Below are 16,039 nucleotides of genomic sequence, written 5' to 3' on the forward strand. Positions count from 1 at the left end.
CCAGGGTTCACACCATCGTGCCGTCTACTGTGGACAAGCGAGTGCGAGCGCGGGCCGCCGCGTCGGCCGCCAGCTCGGCGAGTGCTGCGGTGTCGACCGGGGGCTCCTCGACCTCCACGTCCACCAGCAGCGGTGCCAGGTCCAGCGGCGGGACCAGCACCGGACCGGGCCCGTCCGGCAGCGGAACGACCGGAGCCGCCCATGCCTCCGCAGCGGGAGTTCCCGACGTGGCTTCGCCGTCGTCCGCGCCCTGCCGGGCGTTGCGCCGGTGCAGTTCCTCGGTCAGCTCGTCCTCGGCCCGGCCGCGCACCAGCAGCAGGACGAACGGATCCCGGTCCATCAGCCAGGAAACCTGGTAGGCCAGCGCTGCCGCGTGCTTGCACGGGCTGTCCCAGTCCGGGCAGTCGCACTCGGTCTCGAGGTCGCCGAAGCTCGGCAGCAGGCGCACGCCCGCGTCCTCGGCGGTGTCGACCAGGTCCGGCGGCATGTCCCGGTCGAGCAGCGCGGCGATGTGCCCGGCCCGGCCGGCCACCCGGTCCAGGAACCGCTCCCACCCGGCACCGGTCAGCTCCGCGAGGTGGACTTCGGTGCGGTACGGCTGGTCCGGGTCGCCGTCGTGCACCGGCGCGGAGATCCGCCCGGGGCTGACCGTGATCGCCCCGACCTGGCCGGCGAACGCGTACTTGCGCCCCTTCTTCAGCTGTTCCGGGTCGAGCGCGGTGTACTCCATCGCCTCGATCCACGCGTTGCCCCACCAGGTGTCGGCGAACTTCTTGCCGTACCGCTTGCCCGGCGGGAACGCGGGGAACGTCTCCGCGCGCACCGGTTCGTCCTCGAAGTCGTCGTAGTAGGACATGTCAGGCGCTCCTCAACTCGACCAGTCGCCGAAGCTCGGCGTCGGACAGCTCGCTCAGCGCGGCTTCACCACCCACGACCGCGTCGGCCAATTCCCGCTTGTGCACGAGGAGTTCGCTGATCCGCTCCTCCAACGTCCCCTGCGCCATCAACCGGTGCACCTGCACCGGCTTGTCCTGCCCGATCCGGTGCGCCCGGTCGGTGGCCTGCTCCTCGACGGCGGGGTTCCACCAGCGGTCGTAGTGGATGACGTGGTCGGCCCGGGTCAGGTTGAGCCCGGTACCAGCGGCTTTGAGCGAGAGCAGGAACACCGGCACCTCACCGGCCTGGAACCGCTGCACCATCTCGTCGCGCTTGGCCACCGGCGTGCCGCCGTGCAGCAGTTGCGCGGGCACCCCGCGGTCGGCCAGGTGCTTCTCCAGCAACCGCGCCATCTGCACGTACTGCGTGAAGACCAGCACCGCACCGTCTTCGGCGATGATGGTGCCGAGCAGCTCGTCGAGCGCCTGCAACTTCTCCGAGCGAGCGGCCGACGCCGTGTCTTCCTTCAGGTAGTGCGCCGGATGGTTGCACACCTGCTTGAGCCCGACCAGCAGCTTGAGCACCAGACCCCGCCGGGCGATTTCCGTTGTGCTGCCGCGAATTTCATCCATAGCATCGTCGACGACCCGCTGGTACAGCTCGATCTGCTCGGCGGTGAGGGCGACCAGGTGATCGGTCTCGGTCTTGGGCGGCAGCTCCGGCGCGATGCCCGGATCGCTCTTGCGGCGCCGCAGCAGGAACGGCCGCACCAGCCGGGACAACCGCTGCGCGGTCGCGTTGTCCCGCCCCTCCTCCACCGCTCGACCCCACTCTGCCCGGAACTCACCCATCCGCCCGAGCAGCCCGGGTGAGGTCCAGTCCAAGATCGCCCACAACTCGCTCAGGTCGTTCTCCACCGGCGTACCGGTCAACGCGACCCTGGCGTCCGCGGGGATCTCGCGCAGCGCCTTCGCCGTGCCGCTCGAACGGTTCTTGACGTGCTGAGCCTCGTCGGCGACGACCATTCCCCAGCGGTGCGCAGCCAACGTCGACGCGTCAACGCGCATCGTCCCGTACGTGGTGAGCACGAAACCGCTTGCTGCACCGGCCAAAGACCGCTCCGTCCCGTGGAACCGGCACACCGGCGTGCCGGGCGCGAACTTCTCGATCTCGCGCTCCCAGTTGCTCAGCAGCGAAGCCGGGCAGACCACCAACGTCGGCCCCGACGCGCGCCGCAGGTGCAGCGAGATCAGCATGATCGTCTTGCCCAGACCCATGTCGTCGGCCAGACATCCGCCGAATCCCAGCGAAGTCATCCGCTCCAACCACCGCAAACCGCGCTGCTGGTAGTCGCGCAAGGTCGCGCTCAGCTCCAGCGGCTGCCCGAGCGCCTCCGATCCCCCATCGGGATCGGCGATCCGATCGCCCAGCTCACCGAGCCAACCCGTCCCGACAGCCTCGACGCGGACGCCCTCGATGACCGCGCTACCGACCAGCACGCTGCCCAAAGCCGGATAAGCCGGCAGCGGCGGCAACGCCCGCTCCCGCGCTTTCCGCGCCAACTCGGGCTCGACCAGCAACCACTGGTCGCGCAGCCGAACCACCGGACGCGACTTGGCCACCAGATCCATCTCGACGTCGGTGAGCGGCGCCCCGCCGAGGGTCAGCTGCCAGGACATCGGCAACGGCGAGGATTCCCGCAGGTAAGCGGCAACATCATCGGGCCGGTCACCGGGCGCGGACACGGCGACCCGCGCATTGAGCTCGCGGGAGAGGTCCGGCGGCCACTCGACGTCGACGCCCATCGCCGCCAACCGCGCCTCGCCACCCCCGAGCAGGTCCACGACGTCCTCGTCGACCAGCTCCAACTCGACCGGCTCAGCTCCGGCCAACAGGCTCTCCAACGGCGACCACGCGCGAGCAGCCCGACGCACCGCGAGCATCGCCTCGAACGTCGCCCGCTCGCCGAAGCCGTGCGCTTCCCCAGCCCACAACGCCTCGGCGTCGATCACCTGCGTCGGATCGGCGAGATTCCGCAGCCGGACCACAGCGGTGAACGGAGCATCGCCGTAGTCACCGCGCAGCTCCAGCCGCAAGCTCACGCGCAGACCCGCATCAACGCCCACAGCGACCTGCTGCGCCCACTCGCGAAGCTCCTCGTCGGCCGCATAGCCTTCCTGAGCTGCGTAAACCCCAACAGCGCCCGGAATCCGAGGCATCGCGTCGGCAACCCCGTCGAAGAACGCGCGCAGCAGCCCCTCGGCGTCGGGCAACATCAGCGGATCAGCGTCCGGATCCACCGGCACCGCCCGCGCACTAGCCAGCATCGCAGAAGCCAGCGCACGCAACCGCTCAACGTCGACGACGTCGAACGGCCCCATCCGCCACGCAGCAACACCGCTCTCGTGAACCCCCGGCAACACCCGCCCGCGCGCAACCATGTGCAACGCCAACTTCGCCGCAGCACCCCAAAAACCCGCAGCCGGATGCACATCCCCATCCAGCGAAACCAACAACGGCAACGCCTCGACCAGCGGAATCCGCCGCACCGGAACGCGCCGAGCAACGACCGCGCCGTCCTCCAGCGACGTCACGACCGCATCACCGGACTCCCCGGCCGAGACCTCCGCCCCGCCGTCCGGGTCGTGAACGACAAACACCCCCGCCCGCGGAACGCCCCCGACCTCGAACACCACCGCGCACCGACCCAGCCCCACCCGCACCTCCAGATCCGCTATCCCGTACAGCGTACCGTAAACAACACGCCAGGCTTTCCCGTTCCCACGAGTCTTCGTGAGTGGCGATAGTGGCTATTACAACCATCGGCACTCACGAGTCCTGACCAGCGCCGAAAACTGTCGGTTGGCGGTGCGAGGCTGGCTTTCGTGAGCACCCGCAATCCCGTCGTCCTGCAGCAGATCAGCCGCCCCGAGGACGTCGCGCACGAGTTGGCGCATGCGCTCGTCGACTGCTGGGTCGACGTCACCAACGCCGGCGGCGCAGCCGGATTCCCGTTCCCGCCAGTGGATTCCGACCAGGTCAGGCCGGCCGCGGAGCGGATCGTGACGGCGCTGGACCCGCAGCTCAGCAGACTGGTCGTGGCAACGGTGGACGACGAGCTGGCGGGCTGGCTCAACGTCCGCCGCGATCGCGATCCACTGGTGGCGCACTGGGGCACGGTCCACCACGTCCAGTCCCACACCAAGTTCCGCGGCCAAGGCATCGGAACAGCCCTGATGACCTTCCTGCGGGAGGTGGCCCGCGACGACATGGGACTGGAACAGCTCCACCTGGCCGCACGAGCAGGCGTCGGCCTGGAGACCTTCTACGGCCGTCTGGGCTGGCAGGAGATCGGCCGCTGGCCCGGCGCCCTCCGCCTGTCCCCCAACGACGACCGCGACGAAATCCTCATGGTCCTGTCCCCGCTTTGAGCCGGACAGGCCGATGGCCGGGCGCGGGGAGGGAGGCGCGCCCGGCCATCGGGGTGGACTGGTGCAGTGGTCGGGGAGGCATCTGCACCAGCCCAGCTCAGGGGTGGTCAGAATTCAGATGCGCAGGTGGTGGCGACCCGTGGGCTCGTCATCCGGGTCGCGGTCTGGGAACTGCGGAGGCTCCGGCATCTCCCGATCCCGTTCGGCCTCGACTTGGGCGATGAGGTCCCAGACGTTGTAGGCGCCTTCCCCCGCACCAGCGTGCTGCGCGCGGGTGAGCAGCGGCAGTCGCATCGCGGTGGAGCTGACGAACAGGGCCGCGATCATCGCGTTGATCAGCACGAGTGCGCTCAGGTGAAGCCAGAACATGGTGTTTCCTCCTCGAAGACGAAGGGTGGACGAGCAGGTCAGGTGCGGTCGGCGAGGATCCGCCAGCAGGCCATGCAGGACTTCTCCCGAACCCAATCCACCTCGGTCCGGTCATGAATTTCGGCAGCATCGGCCTCCACACCGCAGTAGGCAGTGACGACGTCCCCAGCCGGAACTTTCCGCGCCGCGATGGGAAATGCATGACGCCCACCGGTCACCGGACGCCAGATGTAGGTCAGGTACTCGTTGATCGACATGACCAGCTCCTTCCTGGTTCCATTCTTCTGGTACCGGTAACAAACTCGCTAGTACACGATCGACGGATCATGATCACGCCGCCATTCGGGCTATGGTTGGTTCATGCCCGGTACCACCGATCACACGCCCAAAGCGCGACTACTGGGCGCCGAACTTCGTGAATGCCGCAAGCAAATCGGCCTCACGGTCCGCGAGCTCGCAAGCAGAGTTGGAACCACCCACGTCACCATCTCTCGCTACGAGACCGGCACCCGGACGCCTCGACCAGAGGACGTAGCGCGGATCTTGGGAACACTGGGAGTTACCGGTACCAGATACGAGGAGATCATCGAGTTCGCCCGCACCGCAGGCGACAAGAACACCTTCGCCCGGAGCTCGCCCAGCACGCACAAGCACCTGGTGGACCTGGCGGAGTTCGAACGGTCAGCCTGCCGCATCGTTGACGTCGCACCGAACCTGGTTCCAGGACTTCTCCAGACCGCGGACTACGCACGCCAGATCATGCACGGGCTCACCGTCGAGGAACGCGAGATCAGAGTCGGCTTGCGCATGGCCAGACGTGATGTCCTCTTCTCCAAGTCCGCCCCAACGCTCGAAGTCCTGGTCTCCGAACACGCGCTTAGACAGCCGCTGGGCGGAAACGAGCTCATGGCCGCGCAGCTTCACCACGTACTTCGCATGGCGGACTTCGACAACGTGACCGTGTCCGTGATTCCGAACGGACTCACCCGGTACACGCCAGCTCTCGATGGCGCCTTCGTCCTCTACGACTTCACCAAGGCGCCGTCCATCGTCCAGCTGGAACACTTCCACGCCTCGGGGTTCCTCTTCGAGGCGAAGGACATCGCCGCCTACAAGAACGCGATCAACGACCTCCGAAGCATTGCGTTGCCCAGCAACGAGTCCAAAGATCTGATCAAGTCGATCGCCGAGGAAATGGAAGGCACGTCGTCATGTCGTTAGGCCAGATGACCTGGAAGAAGTCCAGCTACAGCGGACAGACCGGAAGTTGCGTCGAGGTCGGCGGCGGCTCCGGCGTCATCGGGGTGCGGGACACGAAGGATCGCGATGGAGGCGCGCTGGCGTTCGATCAGCAGTCCTGGACGACCTTCCTCGGGGCCGTCAAGGCTCAGCGGTTCGACCTGCGCTGATTGACGAACTCCAAGAGCTCCGCCTGATCGTGATCAGGCGGAGCTTCTCTTTGCGGAGCCTCAGCGGACCAGTGACGTGTCGCCGTGGGCGATGTGGGCATTAGTCCTCTGCACGGCGCCACCTGTCGGAGCGACAGTGCCCGGAGCAGCCTTACGCGCGAAGGTGAACAACCATGCTTCGTCACCGTTCGACGATCTTGCTCATGCTGGTACTGCTGCCGTTGGCACTCCTAACGCCGACGGCGACGGGAGCCGGGAGGCAAGAGCCCGTTGTCCCCGCAGCGCGCGCTGCTGAATGCCCCTTCACGTTCATCGGCCTGCACGGACTCAACGAAGACAGTTCCTCGCCCACCATCCAGACCGTCTGGACCCAGTTCAACTCGTTGGCGGAGAAAAGAGGACTTCAATCCAGAGCCGTGTTCCTCAACCACCCGAAGCTGACGTTCTCCGAATTTTTCAGCCAAATCGTAGATCAACAGAATCGCGACCCCATCTCGCGCGCCACGGGCGACCTCAAAGATGCTGCGACCAACGCGGCCAACCGCTGCCACCCGGCACGCCTCGTCCTTGTCGGCTATTCGGAAGGCGCATGGATCATCGATCAGTGGATACAAAATGCCGACTCCACCCAGCTGTCTCAAATCGCAGCCGTGCTCGTGCTCGGCGATCCGCAATGGGACAACGGGGATCACGGACAAGGACTTGCACGAAGGGCCAACCTGGGAATCAATCCCTACATTCCCTCAAAGCCGCTGGGGGACCGTTTCACATCACTATGCCTCCCCCGAGATCCAGTGTGCGGCGAAGGGTACGGCAATGATGTCGTCGGCCAATTCAGAGACGCTCGGAACCTGCAAACAGCTTGCGGGATCCATTGTTCGTACACGAAGAATGCCATTCAGAGCGTGGTGCAAACCCTGGTGACCAATGCCTCGACGAAGTGAACGAGGAACGGGTGCGTATCTCAGCAGCAGTTGGTCATGTTGACGTGGAAGGCGGAACCGTAGCCGCTAGATCCGCTGCCGCCGCCGGTGCCGCTACCGCCGGTGCTGTTCTGACCTCCGCTGCTGCTGCTCGAGTTGCTGTTGCCACCGCAAGGTGAGCACGATCCGCTCTGCTCTCCCTGTTGGCTGTTGCTGTTCGAGTTGCTGTTGCTGTTCGAGTTGCTGTTGCTGTTCGAGTTGCTGTTGCTGTTCGAGTTGCTGTTGCTGTTCGAGCTGTTGTCGCTGTTCTGGTTCTGGCTCCCGTTGCCGTTGGACGCGTTCGAACCGGAGCCGCTGTCTCCGCTGCTGGAGCCCTGGTTCGAGCTGTTGTCCCCGCTGTTCGTGTTCTGACTTCCGCTGTTCGAGTCCTGGTTCCCGGTGTTCGAGTTGCTGTTGCTGTTCGGGTTCTGGTTCAAGTTGCTGTTGGGCGCGTTCGAACCGGAACCGTTGTCCCCACTGCTCGAGTTCTGATTCCCGTTGCCGTTGGACGTGCTCGAACCGGCACCGTTGTCCCCACTGCTGGAGCCTTGGTTCGAGTTGTTCCCGCTGTTCGAGTTCTGATTCCCGCTACCGCTGGACGTGCTCGAACCAGAACCGTTGTCGCCACTGCTGGAGCTGGCGCCTTGGTTCGCGTTGTCCCCGCTGTTGGAGCCCTGGTTCGAGTTGTTGTCCCCGTTTCCCGGGTTTCCGGTGCCGCCTTGAACCGGACCGGGTACAGGAGGAGCTTGCACCGCGGGCGGTGTTGGCGGCGGGATGGCGGGACCGTTCAGGTAATCCCACACGTGGGAGACGAACGTGGCGGTGGCAGCTGCCAGCAGGACCGTGATCAGGACGTCCCAGCCGCCGATCAAACCGGCCAGCCAACCCACGGCGGTTGCCACGCCCCTGATGACCGTTCCGACGAACCCCATGGTCCAGGAAATGGCGTTGCCGCAGGTGACTTCGAGGGTCGCCACCACGCCCCCGACCAGCCCCGCATCGGACGCGACGCTCTGGCTCGACTCGACGGCGGTCGCCTCCAAGGCCCCGACTTCGGGTGCCAAGCCGGCGACGTCGGTCGCGGCGACGCTCTTGAGATCGTCCGCCGCACCCGGCACCGCAGGTTCTTCTGCGGCGGCCACCTCCGCAGCGTTGGCGCCCGCATTCGGCCTGCCTGGTGACGGGAGCGTTGGTGGCACGGTCTCGTCAACGATGTCAGCGGGCCTCGAACTGGGGATTCGGAGCGGTCGTTGCGCAACGGGGTTCCCGTACGGGTTGTTCGTCCATTGCGGTTCTCTGCGGATCTTGTCGACGAAGTCCACGTCCCTCGCCGCGCTGCGCTGCAGCCCCTCCCAGTAGTCCTGGTACGACTCGGCGTCGGCGTACGGGTTGGAGCTGGTGGTTTCGCCGAGGTACCAGGCGCGCAGCTCGTCGGTTCGAGCGGACCAAGAGGTGTAGGACTTGCCTTGCAACGCCTTGAGGTGCTCCAGGTCCCGCTGCGCATTCGAAATGTTTTCCTGCAGCCAGTTCGCCTCGTATTGGTACGTCACCGGGCCTTCGGGGTCGTAGATATCGGTGGGGAGGTGCTTTCCGCTCGACATCTTCAGGAGGAAGGAATTCCGGCAAGCGTTGAAGAATTCCACCTTGTGCTGCGCATCGATGATCGAATTCTGCAGGACCTGGCTGAGCAGCTCCCCCTCGCTCGGCATCGCCGCACCTCCCATCGCGCGGTTGCTCGGCGGGGAATGCACGTCGCCTTGAGCAACCATCCGGCGATCGATGATCCGCCGCCGTTGCGAACCTCTCGGCTCAAGCACACTCGGCCTGGCACCGCCCGACAGAGCCGAAAGTCACGTCCGGGCAGATGCGCCGAACCCGAGCGCGTCGAGCGGCGGTTTCGGGGCCGTTCGCCCCTGGCGCGCCTGGTCGAGGGGGCCCAACGTCCGGCTCAGGAGGTGGAACGCCATGCCAGCTGTGGTGGCGACCTTGCTCGTCGTAGCCGCAGGAGCGGTCATCGGGCTCGTCGTCGGACTGATCTCCCAGTTGATCCGGGCGAAGCGGAAGAACGAGAAGCGACGCGCGCGAACTCCGGGGCAACTCGCCGGGATCGGGGCCGTCGTGTCCGGGCTCGTCTGGGCGTTCCTCCAGGCCTTCCCCCAGACCATCCCGTTCAGATGATCCAGAGCCACCGCGGAGGGTGTTGATGCGGAGAGTGCCCCCGGTCGGGTTCGAACCGACACTTGGACGATTTTAAGTCGTCTGCCTCTGCCAATTGGGCTACGGGGGCCTGGTGGTCGGCACAATGCCGGCCGCACCACTACGACGTTGCGGCGCTCGGATCGGTTCCCGGTTCCGGTAATTCGCACCTGGTCGGTTGGTTCAGCACCGGCCCCACCCGCCGGTCGCCGTGGCCGCCAGCTCCTCGAAGCGGGTTCTGATCCAGTCGTGGACCGCCGTGGACACCGCCGTCGAGCCTGCTCTGTGCTCGAACCAGCGCCAGTCGCAGTTGACGTTGACCTCGAGGAACACCCAGTCGTCGCCGACGCCGAGCAGGTCGAAGCCCGCCACGTTCAGCCCCCAGTTCCGGCACAGCTCCAGCAGGCGCTCGGAGAGCTCGGCGGGGACCTCGACCGGTTCGACCACCACCGATTCGGGGTCGACCCACAGCTGCGCCGGGTCCAGCTTCTGCACCTGGAAACCGATCGTGCGGTCGCCGACCACGAACACGCGCAGCTCGCGGTCCGAGTCGAGGTACTGCTGGACCAGCACCGGGGCCGGTTCGAGGGCTTCGCCGGAGCGGCGGATGTCCAGCGGCTGCGGGAACAGGCCGCGCAGCGCGCCCGGCTCGGGTTCGAGCAGGTGGTGGCCGGCCGTCTTGACGATGCAGCGCCCGCCGCCGGGCCGGCTCCGGCCGGGCATGGTGGTCACCGAGGTGCGGGGCACCCGCAGGCCGACCGCCGCCGCGTCCTGCAGCTGGGTCAGCCGGTCGAGGTGCTCGCTCACGCGCACCGAGTTCACCCGCTCCCAGTCGTTCCGGCAGGACAGCCAGTTGGCCACCGCCCGCCACTGCTCGCGGACGTAGGCGCCGTGCACCGTGGTCGGGTCGACCGGCACGGCATCGATGTCGAAGTGCCGCCGCCAGACCAGCACCGGGCGCAGCAACCAGCGGTGGAACTCGACCAGCGGGGTGTCGGCGTAGATGGTGAGCGGCAGGTCCAGGCAGCGGTCGGCGTCGATGCGCACCATGCGCACGTCGTGCTCGGCCAGCGCCAGGGAGAGCTCGTTCATCTCCATGTCGGAGGCGCGGGCGAGCACCAGCACGCACGGCACCGGGTCACCGGGATCGTCCTCCACCAGGTCCGCGGCGAACATCCGCTCCTGGAAGTCCAGCGGGGTGTCGGGGGCTCGGAAGAAGTAGTCCTGGCCCTGCAGCAGCATCGGCGTGGGGCGCAGGGACGGCTCGGAGACACCTCCGGTGCCGGCGGGCTGCCCCTCGGCCGATGCCATCGTCAGTCGTCCTTCTTCCGGAAGACCTTGGCCGCCTCGCGGTAGTCCGCCGCGAAATCGGCGAGCGGACCCTTCTCGACCGCGCCGCTGCGCAACAAGGCAGCCAGTTCCTTCAGCGTCAAGGGATTCACCCCTTCCCCCGCACGACTTACCCGTTCAGGCGAACATCGAGGAACAGTCTTCGATTACTCGCTACGGACTGTCAAGGGTATCTGATCATCAATTAGCCCGCACGGAGCAGAACCTCGACGCAAGAAAGCCGCGTGCCAGTGCGACACGCGGCTTCGTCGCCTCTACCCCGACCGTACAGATCAGCTCTCCGCGGCGCGCTCGAACGCGGCCCGCGGGTTCTGGATCTGGCCCAGGGACACGACTTCCCGCTTGAACAGGAAGGCCAGCGTCCAGTCGATGATGATGCGCAGCTTGCGGTTGAAGGTGGGCATGCGGCTCACGTGGTACGAGCGGTGCATGAACCACGCCACGAAGCCCTTGGCCTTGAAGCCGTAGACGTCGGCGACGCCCTTGTACAGCCCCATGCCGGCGACCGAACCGGCGTAGGCGTGCCGGTACTCCTTGGTCTGCTTCCCGCGCAGCGACGACAGCACGTTCTTGGCGAGCTGGTTGGCCTGCCGGACCGCGTGCTGAGCCGACGGCGCGCAGGTCGCACCGGGGTTCTCGTCGGTCTTGGACAGGTCCGGCACCGCGGCGCAGTCACCGGCGGCCCACACACCCGGCAGGCCCTCGACCTGCAGGTGCGTGCTGGCCTTGACCCGGCCGCGCTCGTCGAGCGGCAGGTCGCTGTTCTTCAGCACCGGGTTGGCCTTGACACCCGCGTTCCACACCAGGGTGTCGGTGTCGAACTCCGTGCCGTCGGACAGGACCGCGTGACCGCCCTCGACCGACTTCAGGAAGGTGTTCAGGTAGACCTTGATGCCGCGCTCTTCCAGCGCGTTGACGACGTAGACGCCCATCTTCTCGCTGACCTCGGGCATCACCCGGCCAGCGGCTTCGACGAGCACCCAGGACATGTCGTCGGGCTTGATGTTGTTGTAGTAGCGGGTCGCGAAGCGGGCCATGTCCTCCAGCTCCGCCAGCGCCTCGACGCCCGCGAACCCGCCACCGACGAAGGTGAAGGTGAGCAGCCGCTTGCGCAGCTCCTCGTCGTCGGTGTTCGCGGCGGCGTCCATCTTGCCCAGCACGTGGTTGCGCAGGTAGGTCGCTTCGCCAACGGTCTTGAGCCCGATGCCCTCCTCGGCGAGGCCGGGGATCGGCAGCAACCGGGAGACCGAGCCCAGCGCCACGACGAGCACGTCGTAGGCGATCTGCTCGGAACCCGTCTGCGGGTTGTCGACCGTGACGACCTTCTGGTCGTGGTTGATCTCGGTGACAGCGGCGGTGACAACGTGGCACCGCTTCAACACTCGTCGCAGTGGCGCTACCACGTGGCGGGGCTCAACGTTGCCCGCGGCCGCTTCCGGGAGGAAGGGCTGGTAGGTCATGTGCGGCTGAGGATCGACGACCGTCACGGAGGCTTCCCGGCGCCCCAGCTTCTTCTGCAGCTGAAGTGCCGTGTACATGCCGACGTAACCGCCGCCGAGGATGAGAATCCGCGTGGGATCGGATTTACCAGCCATGGTTCACATGGTCGCACCACGTACCGTGTTCGCGCTGCGCCGACCCCCCTTAATGTGACGCCAGTCGCGAGTGGTCTCGATCACGATCAACGCGGCGTGCACGGGAGAACGCGCTGTGTACGCACCCCGGAGGGGTGGTGTGCGGTGGTGTCGCGATGACGCCACCGAGGTGTCATGAGGGCTGGTTCTGGCCACCCTACCGAATCTTGTGCGGCGATGCCCGAACCCGATCACTACCTGTCCGTTTTCCCCAAATTCGTTCACGCGACGTTCACCTCGACCTGCCTACCGGATCAGGACCATTCCCCAGCAACCAATTCGCGCAACTACCCGTCACCACCTGGACCGAACCCCGGTTCAGCCGATGATTCGGCGATCGCGGATCCGTTAGACGTGGCGGACCACTACTCGTTCGCGCTTTGGTCGTTCCGGCTCGTCGACGAGTTGGTTGAGGTCGTCCGGGTCGCTGGTCAGCAGGACCACCGGGCGCGCGAGATCCAGAGCCGTCGCCGCGACGACCGCGTCGATCGCGCAGCGGTGACCGGACAAGCCCGTCGCACCGAGGATTTCTCCAGCTGTGCGGGCGATTTCGGCCGATACCGGAACTACGACGACACGCGAGAGCACTCGATGCACCAAGGCGTCCCGAGCTCCGCCGCGAAGCACTTCCGCCAGGGTTATCGCGCTGACGACGACTCTGGCCCGCCGCGTCCGCGCGATCTCCAGGTACGAACGGGCTCGCGCATCTCCGCTCGCAAGCTTGGCCACCCCCTCGCTGTCCAGGACCAGCGTTCCGCCGGCCGCTACTCGGCGTCCGGCCATGCCGTCCGCGCCTCCGCCAGCAGCTCTTCCGGAAGCTCACCGTGCTCCGCGTCGAGCAGACCCGACAGCTCGGCCAGCAGGTCCAGTTCGAGCTGCTTGGCCACCGCATCGGTCACGTACTGGCTGAACTCGCCCCGCCCCACCCTGCGTTGAACCGCAGCGGTCAAGTCCTCGGGCATCGAAACGCTGACCTTCCGCGCACGCCCCAGCGACCGCGCGTTGCCCGACGAGCCCGCTTCCACGGCATCGTCCCGCGCGGGCTCGTCGAGTTCGCGGTACTGGCTCAGCAGCAGAGCCAACCGCTCGGTGAAGTCCCTCCCCCGCTCATGGCTGCCCGCGGGCTCGTTCGGCAACGCGCTCATGACGAAGATGCTACCGGCGGTGGTAACTTCACCGCTACCTGCGAAGACGCTGGCGAGCGAAGTTCACTCCAGCGTGTTCTCGAACCCGTGGGATTCAGTCCCGGGACGCGTCCTCGGCGACTCGTTCCAGGCGGGCGCGGTAGTCCTCCCACCACGCCTGGTCGGCATCCGGCATGTTGTCGTTGCCGTCGACCAGCCCGACCTGGCCGTCGATGAGCTCCCGGACGATGTCGGCGTGGCCGGTGTGGCGGTCGGTCTCGGCGATCACGTGCACCAGGATCCGGTGCAGCGTCACCTCGTTCCGATCGCTGTACCACCACGGCACCCGGCCCGGCGCGTCCAGCTCCAGGGCGTCGATCGTGGCGTCCGAGTGCGCCCAAGCCCGGCGGTAGAAGTCGACGACCCACTCGCGCGACTCGTCGGCGGTGGCCCACATGTCCGCGTTGCGCTCGGCGTCCGGCCCCAACCAGGGAAGCGGCTCCGGGAACGGCCGGTCGAACACGACGCCGAAGTACCCGGCCTCCATGCTCGCGACGTGCTTGACCAGCCCCAGCAGGTTGGTGCCCGTCGGCGTCAGCGGGCGGCGGACGTCGTACTCGGAGAGCCCGTCGAGCTTCCACAGCAGCGCTTCGCGAGCGGACTTCAGGTACAGCTTCAGATCAGCCTTCGGATCAGATCCCGTCATACCGCGAAACCTCCCACGCAGCACCGACGTTCACCACCGATTTGCGCGGGCTGCGGAGGATGCCCGGTCAGCCAGCGGTTTTCGCGTCGTAGGCCCTGCGGGCCTCCGCGATCGTGGTGCGGTGGCGTTCGGCCCAGGCCGTCAGGCCGGCCAGCGACTCGTGCAGTTCGCGCGCGACGTCGGTGAGCTCGTACTCGACCTTCGGCGGCACCGTCGGGTAGACGGTGCGGATCAGCAGCCCGTCGCGTTCGAGGTTGCGCAGGGTCAGGGTCAGCATGCGCCGGCTGATGCCTTCGACGGTCCGCTCCAGCTCGGTGAACCGGATCGGACCGGCCGCCGCGGCGACCAGCACACCGATGGCCCACTTGCCGCTCACCCGGTCCACGACCTCGGCCAGCGCGCAGGCGTGCTCGCTGAACTGGTCGGACACATCGGTGTTCCTCCGGGACATGAAAGTGCCTCCTTCCAGGTCAGCCCAGGATCACAGAACATCACCCCTGTAACAAATCGTGCACCAAGAGCAGAGGGGAAGTCCGTGTCCACCACGCACCACGACCTGCGGGAGCCGACCAGCCGCAAGCACCGCCCTCGCGCGGTCCTGGCGTTGCTGGCGCTGGCCCAGCTGGTCGTCGCCGTCGACTTCGACATCGTCTTCGTCGCTCTGCCGGAGATCGGGCGCGAACTGGCCTTCAGCCCCCAATCGCTCCAGTGGGTGGTCAGCGCTTACACCGTCGCGCTGGGCGGCTTCCTGCTGGCGGGCGGCCGCGCGGCGGACCGGCTGGGCGCGCGGCGCGTTTTCCTCGTCGGCGCAGTGCTTTTCGGCATCTCTTCACTGTTCGGCGGCCTGGCCGCGGGACCGGAGATGCTCGTCGCCGCTCGCGCCGTCCAGGGCCTGGGTGCCGCGCTGCTGATCCCGTCCACGCTCAAGCTGATCAACACCAACTTCGCGGAGGGACCGGCGCGCACGAACGCGCTCGCGGTGTGGGGCATCGCCGGGAGTTCCGGCGCTGCGCTCGGCGCGCTCGGCGGTGGCGTGCTGACCGGATTCCTCGGCTGGGAATGGGTTCTGTTCGTCAACGTCCCGTTCACGATCCTCGCCACGATCGCCGGATTCACCCTGCTGCCCGCGGATCGCAAGCGCGTCGGGCCGGACTTCCGCGACTTCGACCTGCCGGGGGCGGCGCTGGCGACCGCCGGTTCGACGTCGGTGGTGTTCGGACTGGTCAACGGCCCTGAGATCGGGTGGGCGACCTTCCGTGCGGCAGGCTGCTTGATCCTCGGCGCGGGGCTGCTCGTGGCGTTCTTCGCGCTCGAGCGACGCTCGCGCAACGCGCTCGTCCCGCTGCAGATGTTCCGGAACCGGAACCTCGCGGTGGCGGTCGCCGTGGTCTTCGCGTTCATGAGCGCGATCGCCACCCAGTACTACGTCTTCACCACCTACCTGCAGGAAGTCCTCGGCTACGGCGCGCTGACCACCGGGCTCGGCTTCCTGCCGATGAGCGTGCTGAGCATGATCGGCTCCGGCGTGCTGTTCCCCCGCCTGTTGAAGCGCTGGGGATTGCGGGTCGCGCTGTTCACCGGAATGGCGGGATTCGGCGTGGCCATGGGGATCTTCGCGGCGTGCCTGACCCCCGACGGCTCGTACTGGGCGGTCTTCCCCGGCGTGATCGCCTGGGCGCTGTTCGCGGGCATCGGATTCCCGCCGATCTTCCTGGCCGCATCCACCGGCACGAACGCCGAGCAGCAAGGGGTCGCCGCCGCGCTGACCTCGACGTCGCAGTACATCGGCGGTGCTGTCGGCCTTGCAGTCCTGGTCGGGATCGCCAACACCATCGGCGGCGCCCACGGCTTGCAGACCGCCGGCTGGATCGGCGCGGCGGCGATGGTCGCGACCGCGTTCCTCACCCTCGCCATCCCGCGTGGTCCGCGTTGACATGCAGCCGGTTGGCTGCCTATCTTTTAGGCAGCCAGCCGGCTGCATT

General features: G+C 67.0%; 17 protein-coding genes and 1 tRNA gene. 6 read left to right on the forward strand and 12 right to left on the reverse strand.

What is annotated here, in order from left to right:
* Positions 1-7: 7 nt before the first annotated feature.
* Both OU415_RS18060 and OU415_RS18065 read right to left on the reverse strand, forming a co-directional pair.
* Positions 8-856: an SWIM zinc finger family protein gene (locus OU415_RS18060; RefSeq protein WP_270950031.1), complete on the reverse strand. Its 849-nt coding sequence runs from the start codon at positions 854-856 to the stop codon at positions 8-10.
* Position 857: 1 nt separating this feature from the next.
* A complete protein-coding gene (locus tag OU415_RS18065) occupies positions 858-3,593 on the reverse strand; it encodes a DEAD/DEAH box helicase (protein ID WP_408641864.1) in 2,736 nt (911 codons plus the stop codon).
* Between the two features lie 168 nt (positions 3,594-3,761).
* On the opposite strand from OU415_RS18065, the gene OU415_RS18070 reads away from it, so the two are divergent.
* Positions 3,762-4,307 carry a GNAT family N-acetyltransferase gene (locus OU415_RS18070; RefSeq protein WP_270950032.1) on the forward strand — a complete coding sequence of 182 codons (546 nt, stop codon included), beginning with the start codon at positions 3,762-3,764 and terminating at the stop codon, positions 4,305-4,307.
* Between the two features lie 114 nt (positions 4,308-4,421).
* On the opposite strand, the gene OU415_RS18075 is transcribed toward OU415_RS18070, so the two are convergent.
* A complete protein-coding gene (locus OU415_RS18075) occupies positions 4,422-4,676 on the reverse strand; it encodes a hypothetical protein (RefSeq protein ID WP_270950033.1) in 255 nt (84 codons plus the stop codon).
* A 38-nt stretch (positions 4,677-4,714) separates the two neighbouring features.
* Entirely contained in the window at positions 4,715-4,933 is a 219-nt protein-coding gene (locus OU415_RS18080; RefSeq protein WP_270950034.1) for a zinc finger protein, read from the reverse strand.
* Positions 4,934-5,036: 103 nt separating this feature from the next.
* Here OU415_RS18080 and OU415_RS18085 point away from each other — a divergent pair, with 103 nt between their 5' ends.
* From OU415_RS18085 to OU415_RS18095, 3 genes are all read left to right on the forward strand, one after another.
* Positions 5,037-5,897, forward strand: coding sequence for a helix-turn-helix domain-containing protein (locus tag OU415_RS18085; RefSeq protein ID WP_270950035.1), 861 nt, complete (start codon positions 5,037-5,039; stop codon positions 5,895-5,897).
* Positions 5,888-6,085 carry a DUF397 domain-containing protein gene (locus OU415_RS18090; RefSeq protein ID WP_270950036.1) on the forward strand — a complete coding sequence of 66 codons (198 nt, stop codon included), beginning with the start codon at positions 5,888-5,890 and terminating at the stop codon, positions 6,083-6,085. Before OU415_RS18085 ends, OU415_RS18090 begins: the two co-directional genes overlap by 10 nt.
* Positions 6,086-6,288: 203 nt before the next feature.
* Positions 6,289-7,029 (forward strand): cutinase family protein, encoded by a 741-nt coding sequence (locus OU415_RS18095; protein ID WP_270950037.1) that lies wholly within the window; start codon positions 6,289-6,291, stop codon positions 7,027-7,029.
* A 20-nt stretch (positions 7,030-7,049) separates the two neighbouring features.
* On the opposite strand, the gene OU415_RS18100 is transcribed toward OU415_RS18095, so the two are convergent.
* Positions 7,050-8,756 carry a hypothetical protein gene (locus OU415_RS18100; RefSeq protein ID WP_270950038.1) on the reverse strand — a complete coding sequence of 569 codons (1,707 nt, stop codon included), beginning with the start codon at positions 8,754-8,756 and terminating at the stop codon, positions 7,050-7,052.
* A 256-nt stretch (positions 8,757-9,012) separates the two neighbouring features.
* Here OU415_RS18100 and OU415_RS18105 point away from each other — a divergent pair, with 256 nt between their 5' ends.
* Entirely contained in the window at positions 9,013-9,225 is a 213-nt protein-coding gene (locus OU415_RS18105) for a hypothetical protein (protein ID WP_270950039.1), read from the forward strand.
* 35 nt (positions 9,226-9,260) lie between these two features.
* On the opposite strand, the gene OU415_RS18110 is transcribed toward OU415_RS18105, so the two are convergent.
* The 7 genes from OU415_RS18110 to OU415_RS18140 form a co-directional block, all read right to left on the reverse strand.
* A tRNA-Leu gene (locus OU415_RS18110) sits at positions 9,261-9,334 on the reverse strand.
* Positions 9,335-9,426: 92 nt separating this feature from the next.
* Complete coding sequence (locus tag OU415_RS18115) at positions 9,427-10,554, reverse strand: ATP-grasp domain-containing protein (protein WP_270950040.1); 1,128 nt, start codon at positions 10,552-10,554, stop codon at positions 9,427-9,429.
* Between the two features lie 311 nt (positions 10,555-10,865).
* Positions 10,866-12,188, reverse strand: coding sequence for an NAD(P)/FAD-dependent oxidoreductase (locus OU415_RS18120; protein WP_270950041.1), 1,323 nt, complete (start codon positions 12,186-12,188; stop codon positions 10,866-10,868).
* A gap of 387 nt (positions 12,189-12,575) precedes the next feature.
* On the reverse strand, positions 12,576-13,010 hold the full coding sequence (locus OU415_RS18125; RefSeq protein ID WP_270950042.1) for a type II toxin-antitoxin system VapC family toxin: 435 nt from the start codon (positions 13,008-13,010) through the stop codon (positions 12,576-12,578).
* Positions 12,992-13,372 carry a hypothetical protein gene (locus tag OU415_RS18130; protein ID WP_270950043.1) on the reverse strand — a complete coding sequence of 127 codons (381 nt, stop codon included), beginning with the start codon at positions 13,370-13,372 and terminating at the stop codon, positions 12,992-12,994. Before OU415_RS18130 ends, OU415_RS18125 begins: the two co-directional genes overlap by 19 nt.
* Before the next feature lie 94 nt (positions 13,373-13,466).
* The gene (locus OU415_RS18135; RefSeq protein ID WP_270950044.1) at positions 13,467-14,057 is read right to left on the reverse strand and encodes a DinB family protein; all 591 of its coding nucleotides are present in this window, start codon (positions 14,055-14,057) and stop codon (positions 13,467-13,469) included.
* Between the two features lie 67 nt (positions 14,058-14,124).
* The gene (locus OU415_RS18140; RefSeq protein ID WP_270950046.1) at positions 14,125-14,508 is read right to left on the reverse strand and encodes a winged helix-turn-helix transcriptional regulator; all 384 of its coding nucleotides are present in this window, start codon (positions 14,506-14,508) and stop codon (positions 14,125-14,127) included.
* Positions 14,509-14,592: 84 nt separating this feature from the next.
* Here OU415_RS18140 and OU415_RS18145 point away from each other — a divergent pair, with 84 nt between their 5' ends.
* Complete coding sequence (locus OU415_RS18145; RefSeq protein WP_270950048.1) at positions 14,593-15,990, forward strand: MFS transporter; 1,398 nt, start codon at positions 14,593-14,595, stop codon at positions 15,988-15,990.
* Positions 15,991-16,039 lie beyond the last annotated feature (49 nt).

The organism is Saccharopolyspora oryzae (genome assembly GCF_027853915.1).
In the GTDB taxonomy this organism is placed as follows: domain Bacteria; phylum Actinomycetota; class Actinomycetes; order Mycobacteriales; family Pseudonocardiaceae; genus Saccharopolyspora; species Saccharopolyspora oryzae.